This is a genomic window from Microbacterium rhizosphaerae (genome assembly GCF_034120055.1).
GTDB lineage: Bacteria > Actinomycetota > Actinomycetes > Actinomycetales > Microbacteriaceae > Microbacterium > Microbacterium rhizosphaerae.
Genome location: NZ_CP139368.1, coordinates 3,734,279 through 3,759,561 on the forward strand (window position 1 = coordinate 3,734,279; position 25,283 = coordinate 3,759,561).

The following is a 25,283-nucleotide window of genomic DNA, read 5'->3' on the forward strand; positions in this document are numbered from 1 at the left end:
GTGGACTTCGACGGCATCCTCTTCTTCCCCGTCACACCGTTCGACGAGCGGGGCCGCGTCGACGAGGAGCTGCTCGCGCAGCATGTCGCCGACGGCGTCGCCCACGGCGCCGGCGGAGTGTTCCCGGCGTGCGGCACGGGCGAGTACCACGCCCTGTCCGCCGGCGAGGCTCACTCGGTCGTGCGCACGGCCGTCGGCGTCGTGGCGGGGCACGCACCCGTCGTCGCGGGTGCGGGCGGCGCGCTCGGACACGCGATCGCGGTGGGTCGCGGTGCGGCGGAGGCCGGCGCGGACGCGCTGCTCGTGCTGCCGCCCTACTTGGTCGGCGGCCCGCAGGACGGCCTCGTCGCCTACGTCGAGCAGATCGCCGCCGCATCCGGGCTCCCGGTCATCGTGTACCACCGCGCGAACGGGCAGTTCACGCCGGCCGCGATCCGCCGCCTGGCCGAGAACCCGCGCGTCGTGGGATTCAAGGACGGCGCGGGAGATCTGGGCGTGACGCAGCAGATCGTCCGCGTGGTCGCCGAGAGCGGGCGCGACGATTTCGCGTTCTTCAACGGCCTGCTCACCGCCGAGCTCACCCAAGCCGCGTATCGCGGCATCGGCGTGCCCCTCTACTCGTCGGCGGCCTTCGCGATGGTCCCCGAGGTGGCGAACGCGTATTACCGCGCGTACGTCGACGGCGACGAGGAGCGACGCCTGGCGCTGCTCGACGGCTTCTACCGTCCGCTGGTCGCGCTTCGCGACGAGACCCCGGGATTCGGCGTCTCGCTGATCAAAGCGGGCCTGCGGCTGTCCGGCATGCCGGTGGGCGGCGTGCGGGCACCGCTGGTCGATCCGACGCCGGCGCAGCAGGAGCGCCTCGCCGGCGTCCTCGCGGCGGGGCGCGCGCTGCTGTGACCACGATCCGCGGGTTCGACGCCCGGCTGGTCCGTGTGCCGCTGACGCGCCCGTGGGCCTCCGACGTGACGAGCGTCGGCGTGATCGCCACCCATGTCGTCCGCTCGGACGGCGCGCAGGGCTGGGGCTTCTCCTGGACGCCGCAGATCGGCGCCGAGGCCGTGCTCGCCCTCCTCGCACACGACATCGCGGGGTTCGCGATCGGACGGGATGCGGCGCCCGGTGCGCTCTGGGACGACCTGTGGCGCCACCTACACGAAGCCGGCAGCGGCGGGATCACGACCATCGCCATGGCAGGGATGGATCTCGCCCTGTGGGACGCGGAGGCGCGCAGGCAGGGTGAGCCGATCTCCGGGCTGCTCGGCCGCGAACGCGACGCCGTGCGGGTGTACGGCAGCGGCGTGAACCTGCACTACCCGATCGACGAGCTCGTGGCCCAGGTGCGCCGCTGGGTCGGCGGCGGGTACGAGGCGATCAAAGTCAAGGTGGGCAAGCCTGACCTCGCCGAAGATGTCGAGAGGATCGCGGCGGTGCGTGAGGCGCTCGGGCCCGACCGCGCACTCATGATCGACGCGAACCAGCGCTGGAACCTGGACCAGGCCACGCGTGCGCTCGACGCGCTCCACGGGTTCGACCTCGCCTGGATCGAGGAGCCGCTGGCGGCCGACGACCTGCGCGGCCACGCCGAGCTCGCCCGCCGCATCGATGTGCCGATCGCGCTCGGCGAGAACCTGTACACGACGTACCGCTTCCGCGAATTCCTGGATGCCGGCGCCGCGCAGATCGTCCAGCCGAACGTCGTGCGGGTCGGCGGTATCACCCCCTTCCTGCGCGTCGCCGAATCGGCCGCCGAGCACGGCGCGCCCCTGCATCCCCATGTGCTTCCGGAGCTCTCCGGTCAGCTCGCGCTGGCGCTGCCCGCCTGCGGCGGCGTCGAGCCGTGGACCGAAGACGTCGAGGATGCGGGCTTCGGCGCTCTCGGCGCACTGCGCGATCCGTCACCTGTGCGCATCGTCGCAGGCCGCCTGGCAGAGCGGCCGCACGATGGCCTGGGCATCCGCTTCGCCTGACCCCCGATGTTCCCTCCGGTCGGCGAGCGGGACTCGCCCCCGGCCGACGACCCGAAAGGACCGCCATGACCACCACTTCGCGAGAGCTGGATGAGATCGCCGCACGAGCAGCATCCGCCGTCCCGGCCTGGAGGGAATCGGATGCTGCGACCCGCGCCGGGTGGCTCGGCGCTGTCGCGGACGCGCTGGATGCGACCGCCGACGAGCTGGTCGAGATCGCCGAACGCGAGACCCGTCTGGGCGCACCGCGGCTGCGTGGTGAGGTGGCGCGCACGACCGGCCAGCTGCGGCTGTTCGCTGCGGTGGTCCAGGAGGGCTCGTACTTGGAGCTGACCGTCGACGATGCGGACGGGTCGGCCGTTCCGCCGCTCCCCGAGCTCCGGCGCATGCTCGTGCCCGTGGGACCGGTCGCCGTCTTCTCGGCCTCGAACTTCCCGTTCGCCTTCTCGGTCTGCGGCGGCGACACCGCATCGGCTCTGGCGGCCGGGAACCCGGTGATCGTGAAGGCTCACTCCGGGCACCCCGAGCTCTCGCGCCGCACCGCCGAGGTCGCGTCGGCGGCGTTGTTCGCCGCGGGCGCGCCGGTGGGCTCTGTGGCACTCGTGGAAGGGCGGGAGGCCGGCAATGCGCTCGTGCAGCACCCCGTCGTGCGCGCGGCAGGGTTCACGGGGTCGCTGACGGGCGGCCGTGCGCTGTTCGACCTCGCCGCCGGGCGACCGGATCCGATCCCGTTCTACGGCGAGCTCGGCAGCGTCAATCCGGTCGTCGTGACCCCGGCCGCCGCTCACGCGCGTGGCGACGAGCTCGCGCGTGGACTCGTGGGTTCCTTCACGCTCGGTGCGGGCCAGTTCTGCACGAAGCCCGGCGTCGTGTTCGTGCCGGCGGATGCCGGGTTCGAGGCATCCGTCGCCGCCGCCGTGACATCGGCCGCCGGCGGACCGCTTCTCACCGACCGCATCACCGCCGCATTCCCCCAGGGTGTCGCGCACCTGGAAGGCGACCCGTCGGTCGCCGTGCTCGCCGAGGGCGCACCGACTCCGGACGGCGCCCGCCCGATCGTGCTGACGACGGATGCCGCGGCCGTCGCCGAGCGCCCGGAGACCCTCCTCGAGGAGTGCTTCGGACCGGTCACGCTGCTCGTGCGGTACGCGTCGGAGACGGACCTCCGCGAGGCGCTCTCAGCCGTCCCCGGGAGCCTCACCGCGACCCTGCACGCCGAGGGGGGCGATGACGTCGCCGACACGCTGGCACTGCTGCAGGCCCGTGCGGGCCGCGTGCTGTTCGCCGGCTGGCCCACCGGCGTCGCCGTCACGTGGTCGCAGCAGCACGGCGGCCCGTGGCCGGCGACCACGTCGCTGCACACGTCCGTCGGAGCGACCTCGATCCGTCGCTTCCTGCGTCCCGTCGTCTTCCAGGACGCGCCGGAACGGCTGCTGCCGATGGCGCTGCGGGACGACGCGCTGGCCCGCATCCCGCATCGCCGGAACGGCGTGCTGCGCGTCCCTTGAGCGCTGACGGTGGACCCGGACGACACCGGCGGGGCATCCCCGAGGGCTTGTCGGGCGGGTTCTTCACGGCGGGCTGGACGTGTTCGATGTTCATCGGATCCCGCGTTCCTCGGGCGTCATCGTGGGCGTCATCCGTCCGCGGGCGCATTCTGAGGCTCGACCGCCGGCCGCGCGGAAGAGACTGCCCAACTGCCGAGCACGCGGAGCGCGTCGGCGGATGCCGATCCGGGTTCGGCGGTGTAGGTGGACAGTGTGAGACCGGGGTCGGCGGGGAGTTCGAAGGCTTCGTAGGTGAGTTCGAGATCGCCGACGACCGGATGGTGGAGACGTTTCACGCCGCTCCGGTGATAGCGCACGTTGTGCGCCGCCCACAGGGTGCGGAATCGCTCTGACCGCGTCGACAACTCGCCGACGAGATCGGTGAGGCGCTTGTCGTACGGGTTTCGACCCGCCTCGCCGCGCAGGGTCGCGACCAGCTCTTGAGTTGTCTTCTCCCAGTCGACGTAGAAATCCGGGGCGGCAGGGTCGAGGAACGCGAACGTGGCGCTGTTGGGGTGCGGCTCGTCGAAGATCGGGCGGTACAGCGCTCGACCGAGCGGGTTGGCGCCGAGGTAGTCGAAGTAGTTGTTGCGCACCAGTGCAGGCGCGTCGGTGATCGCGTCGAGCACGCGCTGGATGCTGGGGCGGATGGCCTCTGCACCCTTCCGCGGCTTCCGCGACGTCGCAGACGCACGGGCCGTGCGGGCGAGATCGAACAGGTGCGCCGTCTCCGCGTCATCCAGCTGCAGAGCGCGGGCAAGGGAGTCGAGGACGCTGTCGGACGCCCCGGAGATGTCGCCGCGTTCGAGCCTGGTGTAGTAATCCACGCTGACCCCGGCGAGCATCGCGACTTCTTCACGGCGCAGACCGGGAACACGTCGGTTGCCGCCGTATGCGGGAAGGCCGGCCTGGTCAGGGGTGATGCGGTCCCGGCGGCTGGCCAGGAACTCTCGCACGTCACGACGATGATCCATGATCCTTCGACGGTACGCGCCTGCGAACACGCACGGGAGGGTCTGGCAGTACCGGGGACGCATCCTCGCCGATGGGGGCTCCGCCAGCCCCTCCCTCTGCGCCGACGCGCGACCTACCGTTGACGCGTGATCACCATCACGAAGAAGGTCATCGCGACCGAAGAATCCGCCCGATGACGGGCCGGGAGGAACCAGCCATGCAACTCACTCTCAACAACGGCGTCACGCTTCCCGCGCTCGGGTTCGGCGTCTTCCAGAGCACACCGGAGGCGACCGCCGCCGCGGTCGAGACGGCGCTGCGGGTCGGCTATCGTCACGTCGACACCGCGGCGGCGTACGGCAACGAGCGGGAGGTCGGCGAAGGCATCCGCCGGTCTGGCGTCGACCGCGAAGAGGTCTTCATCGAGACGAAGGTCTGGGTGTCGGACTACGGGTACGACCAGACCCTGCACGCGTTCGAGAAGTCCACCGGCAAGCTCGGCGTCGACACCCTCGATCTGCTGATCCTGCACCAGCCGGCGCCCAGCCGGTGGGAGAAGACGATCGCCGCCTACACGGCACTCGAGACGCTGCTCGCGGAGGGCAAGGTACGGGCGATCGGCGTCAGCAACTTCATGCCGCACCACCTCGACCGGCTGCTGACCGAAGCGTCTGTGGTCCCGTCGATCAACCAGGTCGAGCTGCATCCCTATTTCGCCCAGCCGGACGTGCAGAAGGCGGATGCCGCGCACGGCATTCTCACGCAGGCTTGGTCGCCGATCGGCGGGATCACGTTCTACCCCGGACCGTGGGGCGATGAGCGTCGCAGCGTCATGGACGACCCCACCCTCGCCGAGATCGCTGCCGGGCACGGCAGGACATCGGCCCAGGTGATGCTCCGCTGGCATCTGCAGGAAGGGCGCTCCGCCATCCCGAAGTCGGTCAACCCGGGTCGGATCGCGGAGAACTTCGACGTGTTCGACTTCGAACTCTCCCCCGACGAGGTCGCCCGCATCGACGCTCTCGACACCGGCGTGCGCAGCGGCCCCGACCCCGACCAGCCGCGCGACGCGATGTTCGACCGGGTCATCCCCGAAGCGTGAGCCCCCGGCGCGTGTCCGGATACGGGATGCGCTGCCCGGGCCTCGGTCGCGCCACCGTGAACACGGCGTCTCCCCCGCCGAGTTCGCACTGGGTTCCGTCCGGAAGGAACAGCGTCCCGCTCGTGTGGGCGGGGAGCCGAACCGTGATGTCGATCTGGTCATCGCGGACCTCCCATCGACTCCGGATGAGGCCGTGCCGGGTCAGCAGCGTCCCTTCCGCCCAGGTCAGGCGCGCGTCGATCTGCGGACGGATGTCGACCCGGTCATATCCCGCTGAGGCGGGGCGGATGCCGGCAACATACTCGTGGAGGAACGCGATGACGGCGCCCTTCGAATAGTGATTGAGAGATTCGTGGGGGTCGCCGTCTCTATCGATGCCGTTCCAGGCTTCCCACACGGTGGTGGCTCCGCGCTCGAGCATGACGAGCCAACCCGGTTCGTCGGTCTGGAAGAGCAGGTTGTAGGCGACATCCGCGTAGCCATGGTCGGCGAGCACAGGCAGCAGCATCCCGGTGGACAGGAAGCCGGTGGCGAGGCGGGTTCCGTTCTCCTCGATCAGCCGGACGAGCAGGTCGGCCGCGCGATGCCTCAGCTCTGCGGGAATGAGCTCGAATGCCAGGGCGCGCGTGTAGTTGGCCTGAGTCGGGATGGTCAGCGAGCCGTCGGGGCGGAGGAACTCTGTTCGCCACGCATTCGCCACGTCGTGGGCCAGCCGGCGGTAGTGCTCGGCGACGGGCAGGTCGCCGAGCACGTCGGCGGCCTCGGCGGTGAGTCGGGCGGAGTGGGCGAGGTAGGCGGTCGCCACGATCGCCGGATCGGCCTGCGGGTTGAACGCCGTGTCAGGTTCGAGCCATTCACCCCAGTGCCATCCCGTGTCCCACAGGAACTTCTCGTGGGGGGCGGCCTCGACGCCGCGCGCACGGCGCGATGCGTTCCTGTCGGCGGCTGCCATCGCCGCGGCGTAGTCGACCCAGCGTCGCATCATCGGGATGAACTCGTCGAGCACCCGCGGGTCGCCGTACGCGCGGTAGAGCTCGGCGGGGACGATGGTGGCGGCATCGCCCCAGCCGGCTGATCCGTCGAAGGAGATGGGGATGACCGGCACCGGTTCGATACCGCAGTCGGGCGCGACGTTGGTGATCATGCCATCGACATGCTGGTCATCCGCGAGGGAGGTGAGCCACTTCCGCGCGAAGCCGGAGATGTCATCGAGGTACGCGGCGCTGCGGGCGAAGATCTGGAAGTCGCCGGTGTAGCCCCAACGCTCTCGTTGCGGGCAGTCGGTGGGGATATCGAGGGTGTTCGCCTTCCAGCTCGCCACCGCGATGCGGTGCAGGTCGTTGACGCGTGGGTCGCTGCACGCGAAGGTGCCGGTCTGCGACAGGTCGGTGCGCACCTGGTGCGCGGTGATGTCCGTCGGGACCAGTTCGTCGTCGAGGCCGTCGATGGCGACGTATCGGAAGCCGTGACTGGTGTGCCGTGGCTCGAAGACATCCCCGGCGACCCCGCGGGAGATGACGGTGTCGACCTGGCCGACGGGCAACGGCGGATGGCCGGGCGCGATCGTGATGTTCAGGTGCTCGAGTGTCAGGTCGCCCGCCGCGTCGAGGGCTTCACCGTGCGTGAGGGTCAGCCTCGCGCCGTACGGGCCGAGGTGGGCGAGCTCGACCCATCCGTTCAGGTTCTGGCCGAAGTCGACGATCTGACGGCCGGAGGGCCGACGGATGATGCGCCGGGGACGGTAGCATTCGATCTTCCGAACCGGTGGGGCGGGCGACCATGCCAGCCGGTGAACGTCGCGGGTGAGCGGGTCCGAAGCGGGGATGGCCGGGGTGCCATCGATGCGGCGATCACGCCGGCGCATGTCGGTGGTCTGGCCGTCCATCAGATCAGCCGCCAGGATCGTGCCGACATCGCAGGTCCAGCTCGTGTCGGTGACCACCCGGAATGTCTGCGCCGGCGTCTGGGCGGTGAGCGCGGCGATGATCGCCGTCTCGGTGCCGAAACTGTCCGCGACCCGGTGTGCGCCGACGCGGCCGCGGAACCACCCATCGCTGAGTGTGAGGACGAGCTCGTTGTCCCCCTCGCTCAGGAGGTCGGTGACGTCGTACTGCTGTACGTACAGCGTCGTGCGGTAGCTCGTGATTCCGGGCGTCAGCTGCTGATCGCCCACGCGTCGCCCGTTGACGAACGCTTCGTACACGCCGTGCGCAGTGACGACGAGGTGGGCGTCCTCGGGTGCCCCGTCGATCGTGAAGTCGCGCCGGAACTCGTAGGCGGGCCGCTGTCCGGCAGGCGGCACGGGATCCGGCGTCGTGATCCACGTTGCGCCGTCGAGCAGGCCCTGCGGGGTGCGGGCGAGCGCAGGGGCGATGTTCTTCACGGTGAGCCTCGCAGGGCGCGGACGATCGCGGCGAAAGCGCGCGCGCCCTCGGGTGTCGTGTTGCCGAGCAGTCCGACGGCGTGGTTGCCGTCGGGGCTGTAGGTGAGGGAGCCTGCGTTCCCCGCTGCGGCGAGGAGGCGGTGCGCATCCATCGCGTCCGGCATGAGCAGGTCGCGCCCCTCGGTGACGATATGGACCGGCGGCAGTCCGTCGAAGCTCCCCCGCAGAGGGCTGACGGCCGGGTCACCGGTCGACAGGTCTCCGGCCCAGACCTTTCCCCACGCCCGCAGTTCGTCGATGTGCAGGATCACGTCCCAGTCCTCGATGACGGATGCCGCCGGATGCCGGATCTCCACGTCCAGCCAGGGGTTGAGCAGCACCGCCGCGCGCACCCCGTCGGGATGCCGCTGCAGAGCGCTCAGCGCGAGCCCGGCGCCGGCGGAGTCGCCGGCGAGGAGCACCTCTCCGTGCCCGTAACGCGTGATCGTCCGGGCGAGCGTCTGTGCGACGAGGCGGTGGGCGCGCTCCGCGTCTCCGACGGGTGCGACCTCGTAACAGGGAACGACCGCATCGATATCGGCGGCGCGGGCGAACCGCGCGATCGCGGCCCAGTGCTGTGCGGAGATCGGCTGCGCGTACCCGCCGCCGGGCAGGTAGACGACCGCGCGGCGACGCTGGCCTCCGGGATGGGTCAGCCTGACGACCGGCGAGTCCTCCTCGCTGGAGGTGGCCACGTCGAACTTCCTGCTCACCCCCTGCGGCACGGGCGCGGCAACGGGGTGGGTGCCCGCGCGCCGTCGCGCGACCTCCTCGCGAACGTCGGCGTTGCCGTTCCCGCGGGCGAAGACGCGCTTCAGGATGCTGTCGAGAGCCAATGCGCGCACTGACATGTCGCCTCCGCCTTCTTACCCGGGGCTGCCGACGCGGCTCAGCTCGATCAGCTGCTCCAGCGCCTCGTCGGGGATCTCCACGCCCGGGAACCGCGCGAACTGCCCCATCGGCATGGACTCGACCATCTTGAGCATGTTCTCGTTCTCGGATGCCGCGGCGAGTTGCTCCTCGGACGCGCCGGCCATCATCGCCTGCATGAGCGCCGGTCCGACGAGGGGGTGGCCGAACCAGCTGCCCACCGTGGAATCGAGGGTGAGCGGTTCCGGCGAATCGATGTCGCCCTCCAGTGGCAGATCCGCGGACGCGCTGATCTCGACCGAGGATCGTCCGAGCTCGACACGGTAGGTGCCCGGCTCGACGCGCCACCGACCCTTGGCGACATCCCAGTAGGCGAATGCGCGCCGGTCCAGAGGGATCTCGATCACCGTGGACTCACCGGGCTCGAGCTCCACCTTCGCGAAGCCGGCGAGTTCCCGCGCCGGACGCCGGACCGGCGAGGCAGCCGGTGCCACGTAGACCTGAACGACCTCCGCCCCTCCCACGTGGCCCGTGTTCCGGACGATGACGCGCGCACGGGCCGAGTCGGGTCCGGATGCTTCGACCTCGAGTTCCTGCGTGAAGCCGGTATAGCTGAGGCCATGGCCGAACGGGTACCGCACCGGGCTCTCGGCCGTCGTGTACCAGCGGTAGCCGACGAAGACGCCTTCGCTGTACCGGACGATCTCGTTCTCGCCAGGGAAGGTGAGGTAGGACGGGGTGTCCTGCAGTCGGAACGGGATCGACTCCGCGAGTCGGCCGGAGGGATTCACCGCTCCGGTGAGTACGTCGGCGATGGCGCTGCCGACGGCCTGGCCCAGCGCCCATCCCTCGACGATCGCGTCGACCGAGTCGTGCCACGGTTCCAGCGAGACGACACCCCCGTTCGACAGCACCACGACCGTCCGCTGTGCCACGGCCGCAACGCTCTGGATCAGCGCCACGTGCTGGGGCGGGAGGTCGAGGTGGGTGCGGTCGAATCCTTCGGACTGGTCCTTCTCGTACAGTCCGACGAACACCACGGCCACGTCCGCTTCCTCAGCCGCGGCTCGCGCGGCGCCGAGGAGGGCAGTGTGGTCGGCCGAGGGATCGGTCGAATAGCCGGGAGCGTACGAGACGTCAGCCAGAACCCGGCGCAGCTGCTCGAGCGGGATGTCCAGACGGGTGGGATTGACGTGCGAGCTGCCGCCACCCTGGTACTGCGGCGTCGCGGCCAGTTCGCCGAGCACAGCGACCCGCTGGCCGGCGCGCAGCGGGAGCGTGCCGCGCTCGTTGCGCAGCAGAACGATCGCCTCGCCTGCGGCGCGACGTGCGAGGGCGTGATGGGCGTCTTCGTCGAAGGAGGGGTCGGCCGCGCTCGGCCGTGTGCGATCGGCGAGCGCCCGCAGCCGCTCCAAGGATCGATCGACCAGTCCACGGTCGATGCGCCCGTCGCGCACAGCGTCGACGATGGCGTCGCGCCCCGCGTCTCCCGTGCCGGGCATTTCGAGGTCGAGGCCCGCGCGCAGCGCCTCGACGCGGTCCTTGATCGCGCCCCAGTCGGACACGACCAGACCGTCGAACCCCCATTCGCCGCGGAGCAGGTCGGTGAGCAGCCATTCGTTCTCGGATGCGAAGACGCCGTTGATCGCGTTGTAGGCGCTCATCACCGTCGTCGGGTGCGCCTGCGTGACGACTCGTTCGAAGGCGGGCAGGTAGATCTCGCGAAGGGCACGGTCGTCGACCTCGGCGCTGACGCGCATCCGGTCGGTCTCCTGGTTGTTGACGGCGAAGTGCTTCAGCGATGTGCCGACACCGGTGGACTGCACGCCCTGCACATATCCGGTCGCCAGGATGCCGGTGAGCAGCGGGTCCTCGGAGAAGTACTCGAAGGTTCGGCCGCCCAGCGGTGACCGCTTGATGTTGATCGCGGGACCGAGCAGCACGTCCACATCCAGGGCGCGGGCTTCGCAGCCCAGCGCTTCGCCCACCTCCCTGATGAGCGCAGGGTTCCAGGTGGATCCGAGACCGGCCCCGGGCGGGAAGCACGTGGCGGGCAGGCTCTCATTGAAGCCGAGGTTGTCGGCGGTCCCGGTCTGGCGTCTGACGCCGTGGGGACCGTCGACGAGCACGAGCGAGCGGATGCCGTCGCCCTCGCGGGTGGACCAGAAGTCGCGGCCGCTGAGCATGCCCGCCGCATCCACGAGGTCGTCGTCGGCCGGGGACGGCGCGGCCTCGAAGAGGTCGACGGGGATCGGTTCACCTGCGGTCACGGCGGCGAAGCCTCGCTCGAGGTCGGCGAGGAAGTCGTCGGAGTGCGGCATCATGCCGGCGATCTGCCGCGGGGTGACGTCGTCGCGACCGTTCAGTCCTCCGCTCATGTGCGCCGCAGCCTCGGGCACGTACTTCGTGACCACCCCCACGAAGACGCTCATCGCCTCGGCGTCGTCGATCAGTGCCCCCATCGGGGTGTCGACGGTGACCGCGGGTCGCTCGACAGGATCGACCTCGAACGGCTCACTCCACTCGTACGCCCCGTGCTCGACGGTCACCGAAGCTCCGGAGGGAAGGATGACGTCGGCGACGGCGCCGACCGGGACCGTCGCCGAAAGAGTCATCCGAACGTCGGCGAGCGTCCACGAGACGGATGCCTCCCCGTACGGTGTCTGCAGCCGGGCGGCCGCGGACGTCACGCCGCGTCGGGGCGGCTGCGGGGCGATGCGGATGCGTCGGTAACCGGGCTCTGCGGGCGCGAGGCCGGCCACCACGCGGTGCAGCCAGTCGGCGACCGAGCCGAACGCGTAGTGGTTGAACGAGGTCATTCCACTCGGGTTGACCGTCCCGTCCGGCAGCAGCGAGTCCCACCGCTCCCAGATCGTGGTCGCACCCTGCGTCACGGTGTACAGCCACGATGGCGCCTCGGTCTGGAGGAGCAGGCGGTAGGCCACATCGGCGTGGCCGTTCGCGGACAGGGCGTCGCACACAAGCGGTGTGCCGATGAACCCGGTCGAGATCTTGTAGCCGTTGCCGCGCACGAGCTCCGCCAGCCGGCCGGCAGCGTGCGCACGCGCCGGTTCACCGTCGACGAGGCCGAACTGCAGCGCCAGGGCATACGCGGTGGCGGAGTCCGACAGCAGGCGCCCCGACCCCGACACGTACTCCCGGTGGAACGCGCCCCGCACCTCCTCCGCGAGCCTGCCGTAGCGGGCGGCGTCTTCGACGCGGCCGAGGAGGGCCGCGGCATCCGCGACGATCCGCGACGAACGGGCGAAATAGGCGGTCGCCACGATCTCCGGGTACGTCTGCGCGGCCTCAGGCCGGCCGGCGGGCGCCGTGGGGTCGAGCCAGTCGCCGAACTGGAATCCCTTCGACCAGATGCGGTCCTCGCCCGCTGCGGCGGCGACTTCGTCGACCCACGCAGCCATGCTGTCGAACTGGGCCTCCAGGATGCCGAGGTCGCCGTAGGCGCGGTAGATCGACCACGGGACCACGGTGGCGGCATCCGCCCATCCGGCCATCGGCCCCTGATACCCGGTCGTGATCGCCGGGACCACCATCGGCGTACCGCCGTACCGGCGCTGCTCGGCGGCGAGGTCGCGCAGCCAGGAGGTGAGGAACCCGGCCGAGTCGTAGAGGAACTCCGCGGTGGGCGCGAACACCTGCAGGTCGCCGGTCCAGCCGAGCCGCTCATCCCGTTGCGGGCAGTCGGTGGGCACGTCGACGAAGTTGCCGCGCATGCCCCACACGGCGTTCTCGTGCAGCCGGTTCACCAGCGGGTCGGAGGATGCGAACCAGCCGGTGCGATGCAGGTCCGAATGCAGGACCTCCGCGACGATGTCGTCCGGCTGGAGGTCTCCGACCCACCCCGTGACCTCGGCGTAGCGGAAGCCGTGGAAGGTGAACCGCGGCGCCCACTCCTCGACCCCTTCCCCGCGAAGCGTGTACGAGTCGGTCGCCTTCGCACCGCGCAGTGGAGCGGTCGCCGGTTCGCCGTGCTCGAGCACCTCCGCATGGCGGAGGGCGATCGTCGTTCCCGCCTCCCCGCGGACGCGAATCCGAAGCCTGCCGACGAGGTTCTGGCCGAAGTCCAGAATCGTGGCACCGCTCGGGCTCGTCAGCACCTCTCTCGGGTGCAGCGTCTCGACGTGCCGGACGGGTGGGCCGTCGGGGGCCACCAGTTCCGCGCCCCCGAGGTCGCGCACCTCGACCGGCGTCCACGCGCCGTCGTCGAAGCCCGCCGCAGACCACTCGCGTTCGATGTTGCGAGCGTCGAAGTGCTCCCCGTTGTACAGATCGGCCGAGCTGATCGGACTCGCCGCCGACACCCATTCCGGTCCGGATGCCACGACCTGGCGCTCGCCGTCCGCGTACTCGACCTCGAGCTGCACCAGCACACCCAGGTCGGTTCCATAGAGCTCCCGGCGACCGTCCCACCCGAGGTAGCCCCGCCACCAGCCGTCACCGAGCCACGCGCCCACCGCGTTCGCGCCGGGAGTCACGAGGTCGGTCACGTCGTAGGTCTGATAGCGCAGCCGACTCTCGTAGGCGGTCCAGCCCGGCGCCAGCTGCTGATCGCCGACCCGGGCGCCGTTCAGCTCCAGCTCGTACAGACCGTGCGCGGTCGCGTAGATGCGCGCGCGGCGGATCGCAGCATCCCGAATCGTGAAGGTGCCGCGCACCAGCGGCGCCGCGATCCGCGAATCGCGGGGCCCCACCAGATCGGCCTGCCAGTCCGCTCGCTCCAGCAAGCCGGCCTCCACCGTCGCCCAATCGCTCCACTCCGACATCGAGCCGTCTTCGCCCACGACACGCACCCGGAGCTCGCGCCGCTCGCGCGACGAGAGGGGCGCGAACGGCCACGGCACGAGCACGGACTCGGGCCTGTCCACGACCGCCGTTCCTGCGGCCGCAGCTTCGATCTCGTACCGGGCCTGACGCCATCCTGCGGGTGCGTGGTCGACGATCCAGCTCAGGCGGGGCGCAGACTCCCCGATGCCGAGGGCGCCGCGGTGGTGTTCGAAACGGATGGGGGTGACGGAGACGGTCATGACGAGCCTTCGTGGAATCAGCGGACGGAGCGGATGCGGAGGATGACGAGACCACCGAGAAGGACCAGGGCCGCGGCGACGAGGAAGAGCAGCGTGTAGTTCTTCTGGCCTCCGGTGACCCCGATGAGAAGGATCGCCGACGCGACCAGCGGGGCGACCGACTGCGGGATGGAGGTGGCGAAGCCGGTGATGCCCATGAAGCGGCCCGCGTCGGTGTCCTTCTCCGGCAGGACGTCCAGCAGCAGGGCCTGGTCCACGGCGGCGAAGAGTCCGATTCCGACCGACACCACGAGGGACCCGGTGACGAGGAGGGGCAGCGAGGTGGAGAGGGCCATGGTCGTCATGCCCGCGGCCATGACGGCACCGCCGAGCACGAGGAAGACGCGGCGCCTGCGGAGCCGGTCGGAGAGGAAGCCGCCGCCGATCGCGCCCACGGTCGTGGCGAGCACGCCGATCCCCCCGAGAGCGGCGATGACGCCGGCCACCTTGTCGACGGTGACGCCCAGGCGCTCGGCGAAGAAGAAGGCCGTGAAGGTCGTGTTCAGCGTCAGACCGAAATAGAACAGGAAGCGCCCGAGCCAGTTCCAGGAGAAGTCCGGGAAGCGCGACGGCTTGTAGACGTACTTGCGCAGAAGCCGTCCGAGCGTCAGCTGGTCCTTCGGCAGCCCGCGGCTGTCGTCCTCGTGCACGAGAGTCACGAACAGCGTCACCAGGACGACACCCACGGCGCCGGGGACGAGGAAGAGCAGGAGAGCATCAGAGGTGAAGAACTGTGCGATCACGACACCGAACACGGGTGCGATCTGCGTTGCGAAGCCGGTCAGGCCGCCGACCTTGCCGCGCTGCGACTCCGGGAGCCGATCCGCGGTGGAGATCTGCAGGTTGCTCAGCACGGTGCCCCATCCCCACTGCGCGAGGACCCACCCGACCCCGAGCAGCAGGACGGACGGGGCGACAGCCATCCACACCAGGGAGATCACGCCGACGACCATGCCGCCGATCATGAACGGGCGGCGACGGCCGATGCGGGTGCGCGTGCGGTCGCTCCACACCCCCATGAAGGGGGAGCTCAGCATCACGAACAGCGCGCCGGCGCCGGTGATGTAGCCGAGGTACTCCGCGTGGCCGGGCGCGAGACCCTGGACGCGGATCGCGAGCGAGATCGCGATGGGGGTGATGAAGGCCATGAAGACGCCGAACTGCGCCAGGACCATGAACCAGATGTAGCGGGCACCGACCTTCGGCAGGTCTGCGCCGGGATGCTCGGCGAGCTCCTCGAGAGTGGTGGCGTCGACGACCGGCATCGGAACGGCGGCGGGACGCGGGGTGACGAGCGGTTCGTCGTTGCTCGGGGTCGGCATACGGGGACTCCATTGTCGTATCGGGTACGCTAGCGCGTGCTAGTGAATGAAGAGGATGCTACGGTATGGTCACTAGCGCGCGCAAGTCATGGGGAGAATCGGATGCCGGCAGCGACCGTCAAGAGGGTTACCGCCGCGGATGTCGCGCGCTCGCTCGGCCTGTCTCGGGCAACGGTCGGCTTCGTCCTCAATGACACTCCCGGGCAGACGATCCCCGAGGCCACCCGCCAGCGGGTGCTCGCGGAGGCCAAGCGCCTGGGCTACCGCGCGAACACGGCCGCGCGAGCGCTCGCCAGCGGCCGGAGTCGCATCATCCTGCTGGTGCTGCCGGACTGGCCGCTCGACTACAGCATGCGCAGCCACCTCGACGAGGCATCGCTCGCACTGGACGAGGCCGGATACTCCCTCGTGACCATGACTCCCCACCCCGGCGGTCAGGCGCAGCCGCTGTGGGAGACGCTCCGGCCCGACGTGGTCATCGGCATGACCCCGTTCGATGCCGGTCGGCTCGAGGACATGCGCGCCAGCGGCGTGCAGCACATCATCCCGCCCACCGCCGCGGGTGAGTCCGGGTCGTCAGGAGAACTCGGCTACGCGGAGGGTCCGCGTCTTCAGATCGAGCATCTCCTCGAACGCGGCCGCACCCGACTCGCTTTCGCCGGCTCCCCCGACCCGCGCGTCGCCGACCTCGTCGATCAACGGCGGGCGCTGGCATCCCGCACACTCGCCGACCACGCGGACACCGCCTTCGTCGCGGATGCTGCCCTCACCGAGCAGAACGCTCTGGCCATCGTCGCCGAATGGGCGAGCATCGGAGTCGACGGCGTCGTCGGCTACAACGACGACATCGCAGCCCTCGTTCTGGGCGCCGCGCTGCGTACCGGCATCCGCGTCCCGGACCAGCTCGCGATCGTCGGCCACGACGACACGCCGGTGGCCCGGCTCCTCGTCCCATCCCTCTCGAGCGTGCGCATCGACAGCGCCGGACTCGGCCGCTATCTGGCCGACCTCGCATTGAGCGCTGCGACCGGCTCACCCCCGCCCTCGGCGGGCCCGGAGACCGACGCCCACCTCGTCGTCCGCGAGACGAGCTGACGCCGACCTGGGATTCATGTGGCGGAGACGGAGGGATTCGAACTCTTCTGCAGAACGCCGGACTGGATGCGGTTGACCGCCAGTTCATTGATTTCACGCGGGCTCGTGAGCACCATGAGTCGCGTTCGCGTGCGTTTGGTGAGGCTCGCTCAGACTGGTTTCTGTTCGTTCGCCCCAAAGCGCTCCCCCGGACGAGGCCCCCGTCCGCGTCGATCTCGCAGACATCGTCACCCGCCAGACCGCGGCGCCTCCGCTCGCGCCGATCGTCTCGACCGCGAAACCCAGCTTCTGGCCGCGGGCGACGCCGGAACCGCATCTCGCGCGAGGGTCTCCGCGACGCGGCCGATTTCCTGCGACGCCCCGCGACAAGGCGAGCCCAGACGGCCTATCCCTTGGTGCCGCCGGCGAACATGCCGGCGACGAGGGAGCGTTGGGCGAAGAGGAACAGGACGAGGACGGGGATGACCGACAGCAGGATGGCGAGCGCGAGTTCGGGTGATTCGATCCCCAGGTTCGCCGTGCCGCCGGGGTTGAACGTCGCGGACGAGGCCATGAGCTGGCTGAGTCCCACCTGGATGGGCTGCTGCGTGCTGACCGGCATGACGAGGTAGGGGAGGAAGAAGTTCTGCCAGTTGGCGACGAAGCTGAAGAAGGCGACCAGGGCGATGATGGGGCGGGCGAGCGGGAGGGCGATGCGGAAGAAGATCTGCACCTCGGTGGCACCATCGATACGGGCCGCCTCGAGCATGGAGCGCTGCAGGCTGGTGGAGAAGTAGATGTAGGTGAGGTACACGCCGAACGGGAAGAACGCGAACGGGAGGATCAGCGCCAGAGGGGTACCGATCAGTCTCATTGCGTTCAGCTCGAGGAACAGCGGGATGACGAGGGTGGTCGCCGGCATGATCATCACGATCAGCGTCACCATCAGCAGCAGCTTGCGCCCCCGGAATCGGGTGAGCGCGAGCCCGTATCCTGCTGGGACACTGCAGATCAGCGACAGGGCGAGTCCGCCGAATGCGTACAGGGCGGAGTTGCCGAACCACTGATAGATGATTCCGCCCTGGAAGGCGGCGAGGTGCTGCCAGGCCTGGCCGACGGCGGCGAACGATCCGAAGCTGAACGGGAAGGTGTGCTCCAGGTCGTATGCGGTCTTCGTGGGTGCGAGCAGCAGCCACACCATCGGCAGCGCGAAGAACACGGCGAAGGCGATCAGGGCCAACCAGACCAGGACCCCTCCGGGCGAGAGGCGGCGGCGGCGAACGGCGGATATGACGGACCAGCGGCGCGCAGAGTCATCCGTCCGACCGGCCGTGATCAGGGTGCGCGTCTCGCTCATCAGTCTTCCGCCTCCACGGTGAACAGCCCGGAACGGGTGACCAGCAGCACCGCGACGACCAGCCCGACGGCGAGCAGCAGCACAGAGAGTGCGGCCGCGGCGTTCGCGTTCGACATCGGTCCGAACGCGAACTGGTAGGCGAGCTGGTTGGGCGACCACGTGATGTCCACCTGCTTGCTGGCGACGCCCAGCATCTGCGGCTCGACGAAGATCTGCGTGCCCGCGGCGAACGCGAGGATCACCATGTACACGATCCACTGCCGGATCATGGGGATCTGGATGTGCCATGCGAGCTGCCACGAGGACGCGCCGTCGATCCTGGCGGCCTCCATGACTTCGTCGGAGATGTTGTTCACGGCGCCGTACATGATGATGATCCAGCCACCCGCGCCGACCCAGAACGCCATCACAGTGAAGATGGCGGGCAGGTTCTGCGGCTGCACGATCGTGCCGAAATCCGTCCAGCCGATCGCGTGCAGCAGCGGGGCGACCGGGCTCACCTGCGGCGAGAGCATGAACATCCACACCAGAGCACTGGCTACCCCGGCGAGGGCGCCTGGCAGGTAGAAGAGGAACCGCCAGAAGACCGACATCCGCTGGTTCACGCGGTTGCGCAGGATCAGCGCCAGTCCGACGGCGAACACAACGATCGCGGTCAGCCACAGGGCGATGTAGGCGCCCAGGTTCGCCATGGAGCGCGCGAACCGGAAGTCGGTGACCACGACCATGAACTGCCCGAGCCCGGTGAACTGCCACTGATCGTTCGTGAACGCGAGTGCCAGGGCGTAGACGGTGGGGACGACCCCGAATGCGACCAGCAGGATGGTGTATCCGGCGACGAACAGGTAGCCGGCCTTGTTGCTGCGCTCGGGCGAGAGCGAGCGCTTCGCCGACTGCGCGTGTGTGCTCACGGGTGCAGGCCTCTCTGATCAGGAGCGGTGCGTCCGTGCGAGGCGGTGACGCCGTCTCGCACGGACGCATCCACGGTGCCGCTACTGCACGACCTTGTAGCCGGCTGCCTTCGCGGTGTTCGTGATCTCCGTCTGCCAGTCCGGCAGCAGCGACGTCACGCTCTTGCCCGCGTTGATGCCGGTGAGGATGACGTTCTTGAACGGATCCTGGTCGGAGAAGGTCGCGAACGCCCAGCCCTTCCACACCTGGTCAGCCGCCGTCTGCAGCGGCGCCTTGACGTCGGTCGCGAAGTACGCGATGTTCTCCGGGTTGGTCAGCCAGGCTGTCGCCGCCGCCTTGTTCGCCGGGTACGTGGGCGCCGACTTCTGGAAGCCGGCGTCACTGGTCGCCCAGGTGACGAGATCCGTCGCCGCTTTCAGGTTCTTCGAGTGCGAGGAGACCATCCAGACTCCGCCGCCGACGTTCCCGTTCGACGCCGTCGACTCCCCGGCCCACTGCGGCTGGTCGGCGACGCCGATCCGGCCCGCGGGAGTCTTGTAAGTCGCGTCGAACAAGTACTTGCCGAACCATGACGGCCCGACTGCCATCAGCACCTTCGACCCGTCCAGACCCTTCTCGAAGTAGCTCTGCTTGCCCATGACTCCTGCGTCGAGCAGGGTGTCCAGCAGCTTCGCCATCTTCGTGCACTCCGGGGTCGACGTGTTGACCTTCAGGGTGTCGGGCTTGTCCGTCGTCTCCTGGGCCGGGCAGCGGCTCGCCCAGAAGTACACATCGAGCGCGTTCGGGTCGCCGAACTGGCCGACGAGATACCCGGGGTGCTCCTTGGCGACCTTCAAGCCCAGCGCCTGGAAGTCCTCCCAGGTCTTCGGGACGGCGTATCCCCACTGGTCGAACAGTGTCTTGTTGTACCAGGTCACCGTCTGTGCGAGGTCGTTGCGCAGACAGTATGTGTTCCCGTTCGACTGACATGGAGCAAGCGACCCCGTTGCCCATCCGTCGAGCGTCGACTGCGGGATGAGCTTCTGGTTGAGAGGCGCGGCATACGGCTGCGCCCCGCTGCCGCTGGACTTCGACGCCCACGCCACATCATTCGTCGCCGGCGAGAACACCACATCCGGCCACCCGGATCCGGACTTGTCGTACAGCGACATCTTGGCCTGCAGCCCCGTGCCGTCGAAGGTTTCCACCGTCAGCTTCACATCCGGGTGCGCCTTCTGATACGCCTCGACCGCGGCCTGCCGCGTCGGATCGACGAGGACGTTCAACGCCGCCTTCCCGTCCTGCGCGACCGGCGTGAAGCCGCTGACATCGCTCGCCTTCGTGGGCGTGACGCTCGCGCAGCCGGCGAGAACGACGAGCGCGCTGATTGCTGCGAGCACGGTTGCCCCCTGACGGAGACAACGCTTCTGTGGGAGGTGCATGATTGCCTTTCTTGATGACTGCCGGGCTGCGCCTATGCAGCCCGCGCGAGATGACGAACGGCCTCGGGGTAGGCGAGGCCCGGTGGAAGCGCGATGCCGGGTTCGGTCGGAGCGTGCAGGAGTCCGTCCGCGTCCACCACGGATTCACGCGTGACCGCGGTGGAGGTGACGAGCGACTCGTAGTACGTCGTGTTCGAGATGGCCATGCACAGGTGCTCGGCCGTCACGCCTCCCCCATGGACTTCGGCGCGGACGCGGAACGAGTCGGCGAGGTGCGCGGTGCGCATGGCGCCCGTCATCCCGCCGCGAAGCCCTGCACTCGTGCGCACCCCGAACGTGGCGGCTCCGGCCGCGATGAAGTCGGCGCTGTTCATATATGCGCCGTCCGAGGTCTCGGCCGACAGCAGCGGCACGTCGACCGCGCGGGCCAGCTCGCGGTAGGCGTTCACACTGAACTCGCGCATGGGTTCCTCGTACCACCGGTAGTTCGCATCCGACAGCGCCTTACCCAGGTAGATGGCATCCGGCAGATCGAACCCGGCCGACCCGTCGTACATGAGGTCCATCTCGTCCCCCACGTGCTCCCGCAGCGCGAGACACAGCGCCGCATCCCGCTTCGCATCGCCCCATGCGTGGAGCTTGATCGCCGGGTAGCCGAGCTCGATGCACTGGGACGCGACATCCAGGAACTGCTCGGTCGTGTCGAACGTGACCGTGGACGCGTACGCGGGAATCGATTCGCGCATGCCGCCCATCAGCTTCCACACCGGCAGGCCCGCCGCGCGACCCGCGAGATCCCACAGGGCGATGTCGATCAGTCCGAAGACAGGGAGCGGGAACTCGTGCAGGCGGTCGAGCTCCCACATGCGGTCATAGTGCCACTCCCGCAGCAGTGGGTCCTTGCCGAGGTACTCAGGCCGGTACACGCGCTCGACGAGATGCCCGACCACATCACGAGCACCCAAGCGCGAGAAGAATGCCGCTCCATCCACTCCCTCGTCCGTGCCGACCCGCAGCACTACGCCTTCGCTCGGCCCGTACTCGGCGCTGCCGGGTAATCCTGCGCGCCAGCGGAACGGGGGGTCGACCGGCGGAACGGACACCGCGTGCACCTCGATGTGCGTGATCTTCATTGAGCACTTCCTCGTCGGCATCCCGGCGTGGATGCGATAGGACAGACGTTACACGTTTGATGTTTGGCAAGGCAAGTGTCAATACATCACTCGTTTCATGTTTCGTAGACGGTAGCCTCTTCCCAGGGGAACCGAAGGGAGGGGTGCCGATGCCACGGGTGGAGACCACGTACGCAGGATCACCGGTACGCCGCCCAAAGCGCCTGAGCACGTCGATCGCCGACGAGTTGCTGCGCCGCGTCGTGTCCGGGGCGTACCCCGTGGGCACCCCACTGCCGGCCGAGCCACTGCTCGTCGCGGAGTTCGACGTCAGCCGGCCCGTCGTCCGGGAGGCCGTCAAGTCGTTGGAGACGGCGGGGCTCGTCTCGATCCGCCAGGGCGACGGCACGATCGTGCGAGATCGAGGCCTGTGGAGCATCCTCGACCCCCGAGTCCTGCGCGTCGCCCTCGCCTACGACATCGGCTCACGCCTGACCGACGACGCGACGGAACTGCGCGCCGAACTCGAATGCGACCTCCTCCGGCAAGCCGCCGCGCACCTCACGGAGGCCGATTTCGCCGCCATGCGGGAGTATCTGGAGACGATGGACACCGCCACCGGCCTTGCGGAGCTGGGGGACGCGGACCACGCGTTCCACGGGACCTACCGGGCGAGGGCGGGGAACGAGCTGAAGTCGAGCATTGTGAAGCTGCTCGTCGAGGAGATGCCCGCGCCGGAACGCGTCAGGAGCGAGCCGCGCGCCATGTACGACGGCGCCAACCGCGATCACTGGGCCATCTACAACGCGCTCCGGGAGGGCTGCGTCGATGACGCCGTCGACACCCTCGGGCGCCACATCCGCGAAAGATGGATCTCAGCGCCCACGACGCAGGGTCACGATGAAGCGCTGTCATCACCAAGATCCGGCTGAAAACGATCGACCACCCTTGGCTGGCAGCGGTCGTGTTCGAGCATGTTCCGGGTAGCCGAACTCTCGAAGACTCACGGGGCTCTAAGTCGTGGTTCACGGCCGGGCTCGCCCCCGATGACTCTTCACGAACTCCGACGCACCGCTGCATCGCTCGCGGTTCGATCCGGCGCGACGGTGACGGCGATCCAGCGGATGCTCTGCCACAGCTCCGCAGCGATCACGCTGGATGTCCACTCAGATCACGCGGATCCTTGCGAGGGGAAGTGGCGGAGACGGAGGGATTTGACTTGTTCTGGCAGAACGGTCAGTTCAGTCGCGTTGGCCGCTGCTTCGTTGATTTCACGCGGTTCGGTGGCGCCGGTGCCTCCTTTTGAGCAGGGTCCGACGGTGCTCGCACACGCACGATTGTCTTCATTTCTTCTCACGGCGTTCCCGCGAGCAACAGCTGCGAAGACCTTAACGGCGTGGGACAGCGCACCGGAATCATGCGGAGGTCCGCAGTTTTCGCCACACTGTCGCGATCAACCGCTGTGAAGGCCGAATCAAAGAGCCTGAAAGAAGGAAGGACCCGGGAAGTGGTGGCGGCTCCGGTCGTGCGAACTCGGGATCGGCACGACCGGAGCCGCGGTCTCTCAGCGCGCGAGCGGCGTGACCGTCAGCTGCGAGAGCTGAGCGGTGCCACCTGTCGCGGTCGTCGCGATGCCCGTGCTTCGGACATCCGGGAACACGAGCTGCGTCATCGCGACGCGGCCGTCCTGCGCGAAGACCTCGATCGAGTTCGCATCCACGTAGATCCGCAGGTTCAGCTGCCCCTTATCGAGCGCGACCCTCGCGCTGTCGACGACCGGGAAGGCCGGGTTGAAGCCCGTGTTGCCGCTGTGCGTGCGGTCGAGGCTCAACGTGCTGGTGCGTGTGTCGTACTTCAGATCCACGCTCTGCGTGCCGTCTGCCGACCGCAGCAGCTGCAGTCCGAACGTGTCCGCGGTACCCGGCGTCAGCACGGCGTCGACACGGGCCGATCCCGTGGTCGTGCCGATCCCGAGCGCCCGCGTCCCGGCGATCGGCCCCGACTTCGCCCTCTGCGCGTCGCGGTTCACCGCGAGCGCGTCGATACCGGGTGCCACGGTCTGCACGATTCGTGGCTTGCCGTCCACCGTCTGGAGGGAAAGGATGCGAGGCGCCGACTGCTGTCCACGCCACGGAGATGTCGGGATCGCGTTCGCGTAGTCCCAGTTGTTCACCCACCCGATCGCGATGCGCTGGCCCTTGGGCGCGTCGTTGTACGTGACGGCGGCGTAGAAGTCGTGACCATTGTCGAGCCAGTGGGCGCGCTGAACTGCGCTCTGGGCCGGTACGTCGGCGAGCGTCGGCTCGTCGGCGATCAGATGACCCCATCCGCCCGTGTTCAGGTCGACGAACTGCAGCTGCGCCTGCGCGCCTTGCAGGTCGCGGACGTCCCAGCTCGCCCAGTCGAGGCCTCCGCCGTCATTGCCTGTCGCACTGCGCACGACCTGCCCGCCTACGAGGAGGTTCACACCGGTCTCGGTGTTCCACGGTTGTGCGATCGTGTCGGCGAACACGATCTCATCGACCATGAAGTGCCCCCATCCGGTGCTGCCGTCGTTGTCGTCGACAACCTGCAGGCTCGCCTGCTGGCCGACGTACTTCGACGCATCCAGGTGCACCCAGTCCATGTTCGGGGTGCCGTTGCCGGTGACGCTGTCGACGACCTGCCCGTTCACCACGAGGTTGACCGAGGTGGGGTTCGCCTGGCCCCAGGGGTGGTTGCCGCCCGCTGTGAGCAGGTCGATGTACGGATGCGTGACGGTGAACGACGGCGAAGTGATCGTCCCTGTCGAGGCGTCGCCGCTGCCGAAAGTGTCGAGCACGCCGGTTCCGACCTGGCCGCTCAGCGTCTCGTGTGACGGCGCGATGCCGGCGAAGGCTCCCGTTCCCGTCCAGCCCGGCAGGGATGTCCCCTCGAAGTCCTGGAAGACCTCCCCGGCGGGCGGCGCCGTGGATCCACCGGGCACGTACGGGTGGTTCCCACCGGCGATGAGGAAGTTGAGATAGCCCTTATCGATCGTGAATGTGGGCGAGGTGAGTGTGCCGGTCTCGGCGTCGGCGCCGTGGAACGTGTCGATGTAGCCGGTGCCGATCGCCCCGGTCACGCCTGTGTCACGCGCGGGGCCGTCACCGAACGCGGTGCCGGTCGTCGTCCAGCCCGCGCCGTAGGTCGCGCCCTCGAAGTCGTTCAGCACGGATCCCGTCGGAGGCGTGTACGCGCCCTCGCTGTTCGTGAACGTCTTGCCGTCGAAGTCGCCGACGAAGTACTCCGCCTTGCCCGCGACGTTGACGGTCAGGACCCACTTCGTCTGGTCCTTCTTCCCGTCGAGCTGCATCGGGAAGAGATCAGGGCACTCCCAGACGGCGCTCGCGACGCCGTCGGGGCCGAACTCGCTGAGTTCCGTCCAGCTCTTGAGGTCCGGTGAGCCGTAGATCGCGGCCTTGTGCTGGTCGGAAAGGGCGACGATCATCCGCCACTCGTGGGCCGGCGCGTACCAGAACACCTTCGGGTCGCGGAAGTTGTGCGAGCCGATGTCGATCACGGGGTTGCCGGAGTACTTCGTCCACGTCGTCCCGCTGTCGTTGCTGTACGCGATGGACTGGCGCTGCACGCCGGTGGCCTTCACCGCGCTCGTGTAGACCGCGACGAGCGGGCCGTGCCCGCCGGTTCCGAGTCCGCTCGTGTTCGACTCGTCGTTCACGACGCTGCCCGACCACACCTCTTCCGTCGCGTCCATCGGAATCGCGATCGGCAGTTCCGTCCAGTGCGCGAGGTCGGTGCTGACCGCATGCCCCCACGACGCGTTGCCGCCCGTGTTCCCGAGCGGGTTGTACTGGTAGAAGAGGTGGTACTTCCCTCCGGTGTAGATGAGCCCGTTGGGATCGTTCATCCAGTGCTGCGCCGGCGCGTAGTGGTAGACGGGCCGCCCGTCGCCCGCGGACGGGGAGGGGGACGGAGACGCGATAGACGCGGACTGCGTGGCTGTCGGCGCCGCCTCGGCGAATGCGGGTGCGACCCCTGCCGCGGCCAACCCTACGGCCGCGGCGAGCGCGATCAGTGTCCGGCGTTTCGAAAGTGTCGTCATCGACGTGACCATCCTTCATGGGTGGAGGGAGAGGACCAGAACCCGGTCCCGG

At 69.0% G+C, this 25,283-nt stretch carries 16 protein-coding genes; 6 read left to right on the forward strand and 10 right to left on the reverse strand.

What is annotated here, in order from left to right:
* The 3 genes from SM116_RS16995 to SM116_RS17005 all read left to right on the forward strand — a co-directional run bounded on the left by SM116_RS16995 (position 1) and on the right by SM116_RS17005 (position 3,478).
* Complete coding sequence (locus tag SM116_RS16995) at positions 1-900, forward strand: 5-dehydro-4-deoxyglucarate dehydratase (protein ID WP_320942148.1); 900 nt, start codon at positions 1-3, stop codon at positions 898-900.
* Positions 897-1,970 carry a mandelate racemase/muconate lactonizing enzyme family protein gene (locus tag SM116_RS17000; protein WP_320942149.1) on the forward strand — a complete coding sequence of 358 codons (1,074 nt, stop codon included), beginning with the start codon at positions 897-899 and terminating at the stop codon, positions 1,968-1,970. Before SM116_RS16995 ends, SM116_RS17000 begins: the two co-directional genes overlap by 4 nt.
* A 65-nt stretch (positions 1,971-2,035) precedes the next feature.
* Positions 2,036-3,478 (forward strand): aldehyde dehydrogenase (NADP(+)), encoded by a 1,443-nt coding sequence (locus tag SM116_RS17005; RefSeq protein ID WP_320942150.1) that lies wholly within the window; start codon positions 2,036-2,038, stop codon positions 3,476-3,478.
* 128 nt (positions 3,479-3,606) lie between these two features.
* Here SM116_RS17005 and SM116_RS17010 read toward each other — a convergent pair whose 3' ends face one another.
* Positions 3,607-4,491 (reverse strand): helix-turn-helix transcriptional regulator, encoded by an 885-nt coding sequence (locus SM116_RS17010; RefSeq protein ID WP_320942151.1) that lies wholly within the window; start codon positions 4,489-4,491, stop codon positions 3,607-3,609.
* A gap of 197 nt (positions 4,492-4,688) precedes the next feature.
* Here SM116_RS17010 and SM116_RS17015 point away from each other — a divergent pair, with 197 nt between their 5' ends.
* Positions 4,689-5,573, forward strand: a complete 885-nt coding sequence (locus tag SM116_RS17015; RefSeq protein ID WP_320942152.1) for an aldo/keto reductase — start codon at positions 4,689-4,691, stop codon at positions 5,571-5,573.
* Here the strand turns inward: SM116_RS17015 and SM116_RS17020 are convergent.
* From SM116_RS17020 to SM116_RS17035, 4 genes are read right to left on the reverse strand one after another with little or no spacing between them, the layout of a single operon-like run.
* Positions 5,557-7,956: a family 78 glycoside hydrolase catalytic domain gene (locus SM116_RS17020; RefSeq protein ID WP_320942153.1), complete on the reverse strand. Its 2,400-nt coding sequence runs from the start codon at positions 7,954-7,956 to the stop codon at positions 5,557-5,559. The genes SM116_RS17015 and SM116_RS17020 overlap by 17 nt on opposite strands.
* Positions 7,953-8,846: an alpha/beta hydrolase gene (locus SM116_RS17025; protein ID WP_320942154.1), complete on the reverse strand. Its 894-nt coding sequence runs from the start codon at positions 8,844-8,846 to the stop codon at positions 7,953-7,955. The genes SM116_RS17020 and SM116_RS17025 overlap by 4 nt, the downstream gene beginning before the upstream one ends.
* A gap of 15 nt (positions 8,847-8,861) precedes the next feature.
* Positions 8,862-13,910 carry a family 78 glycoside hydrolase catalytic domain gene (locus SM116_RS17030; RefSeq protein ID WP_320942155.1) on the reverse strand — a complete coding sequence of 1,683 codons (5,049 nt, stop codon included), beginning with the start codon at positions 13,908-13,910 and terminating at the stop codon, positions 8,862-8,864.
* Between the two features lie 17 nt (positions 13,911-13,927).
* Entirely contained in the window at positions 13,928-15,271 is a 1,344-nt protein-coding gene (locus tag SM116_RS17035; protein WP_320942156.1) for an MFS transporter, read from the reverse strand.
* A 102-nt stretch (positions 15,272-15,373) separates the two neighbouring features.
* On the opposite strand from SM116_RS17035, the gene SM116_RS17040 reads away from it, so the two are divergent.
* Positions 15,374-16,366 (forward strand): LacI family DNA-binding transcriptional regulator, encoded by a 993-nt coding sequence (locus tag SM116_RS17040; protein WP_320942157.1) that lies wholly within the window; start codon positions 15,374-15,376, stop codon positions 16,364-16,366.
* 385 nt (positions 16,367-16,751) lie between these two features.
* Here SM116_RS17040 and SM116_RS17045 read toward each other — a convergent pair whose 3' ends face one another.
* The 4 genes from SM116_RS17045 to SM116_RS17060 all read right to left on the reverse strand — a co-directional run bounded on the left by SM116_RS17045 (position 16,752) and on the right by SM116_RS17060 (position 21,168).
* Positions 16,752-17,702, reverse strand: coding sequence for a carbohydrate ABC transporter permease (locus SM116_RS17045; RefSeq protein WP_320942158.1), 951 nt, complete (start codon positions 17,700-17,702; stop codon positions 16,752-16,754).
* Entirely contained in the window at positions 17,702-18,613 is a 912-nt protein-coding gene (locus SM116_RS17050) for a carbohydrate ABC transporter permease (RefSeq protein WP_320942159.1), read from the reverse strand. Before SM116_RS17050 ends, SM116_RS17045 begins: the two co-directional genes overlap by 1 nt.
* An 81-nt stretch (positions 18,614-18,694) precedes the next feature.
* On the reverse strand, positions 18,695-19,993 hold the full coding sequence (locus SM116_RS17055; RefSeq protein ID WP_320942160.1) for an ABC transporter substrate-binding protein: 1,299 nt from the start codon (positions 19,991-19,993) through the stop codon (positions 18,695-18,697).
* Positions 19,994-20,067: 74 nt separating this feature from the next.
* The gene (locus SM116_RS17060) at positions 20,068-21,168 is read right to left on the reverse strand and encodes an enolase C-terminal domain-like protein (protein ID WP_320942161.1); all 1,101 of its coding nucleotides are present in this window, start codon (positions 21,166-21,168) and stop codon (positions 20,068-20,070) included.
* Positions 21,169-21,317: 149 nt separating this feature from the next.
* On the opposite strand from SM116_RS17060, the gene SM116_RS17065 reads away from it, so the two are divergent.
* Positions 21,318-22,079 carry a FadR/GntR family transcriptional regulator gene (locus SM116_RS17065; protein WP_320942162.1) on the forward strand — a complete coding sequence of 254 codons (762 nt, stop codon included), beginning with the start codon at positions 21,318-21,320 and terminating at the stop codon, positions 22,077-22,079.
* Between the two features lie 632 nt (positions 22,080-22,711).
* On the opposite strand, the gene SM116_RS17070 is transcribed toward SM116_RS17065, so the two are convergent.
* Positions 22,712-25,231 (reverse strand): glycoside hydrolase family 32 protein, encoded by a 2,520-nt coding sequence (locus SM116_RS17070; protein WP_320942163.1) that lies wholly within the window; start codon positions 25,229-25,231, stop codon positions 22,712-22,714.
* Positions 25,232-25,283 lie beyond the last annotated feature (52 nt).

Coding starts and splice junctions, on each gene's coding strand:
- SM116_RS17015 (WP_320942152.1), top strand. CDS start 4,689: ATGCAACTCACTCTCAACAACGGCGTCACGCTTCCCGCGCTCGGGTTC.
- SM116_RS17030 (WP_320942155.1), bottom strand. CDS start 13,910: ATGACCGTCTCCGTCACCCCCATCCGTTTCGAACACCACCGCGGCGCC.
- SM116_RS17070 (WP_320942163.1), bottom strand. CDS start 25,231: ATGACGACACTTTCGAAACGCCGGACACTGATCGCGCTCGCCGCGGCC.
- SM116_RS17060 (WP_320942161.1), bottom strand. CDS start 21,168: ATGAAGATCACGCACATCGAGGTGCACGCGGTGTCCGTTCCGCCGGTC.
- SM116_RS17065 (WP_320942162.1), top strand. CDS start 21,318: ATGCCACGGGTGGAGACCACGTACGCAGGATCACCGGTACGCCGCCCA.
- SM116_RS17025 (WP_320942154.1), bottom strand. CDS start 8,846: ATGTCAGTGCGCGCATTGGCTCTCGACAGCATCCTGAAGCGCGTCTTC.
- SM116_RS17005 (WP_320942150.1), top strand. CDS start 2,036: ATGACCACCACTTCGCGAGAGCTGGATGAGATCGCCGCACGAGCAGCA.
- SM116_RS17045 (WP_320942158.1), bottom strand. CDS start 17,702: ATGAGCGAGACGCGCACCCTGATCACGGCCGGTCGGACGGATGACTCT.
- SM116_RS17040 (WP_320942157.1), top strand. CDS start 15,374: ATGCCGGCAGCGACCGTCAAGAGGGTTACCGCCGCGGATGTCGCGCGC.
- SM116_RS17010 (WP_320942151.1), bottom strand. CDS start 4,491: ATGGATCATCGTCGTGACGTGCGAGAGTTCCTGGCCAGCCGCCGGGAC.
- SM116_RS17035 (WP_320942156.1), bottom strand. CDS start 15,271: ATGCCGACCCCGAGCAACGACGAACCGCTCGTCACCCCGCGTCCCGCC.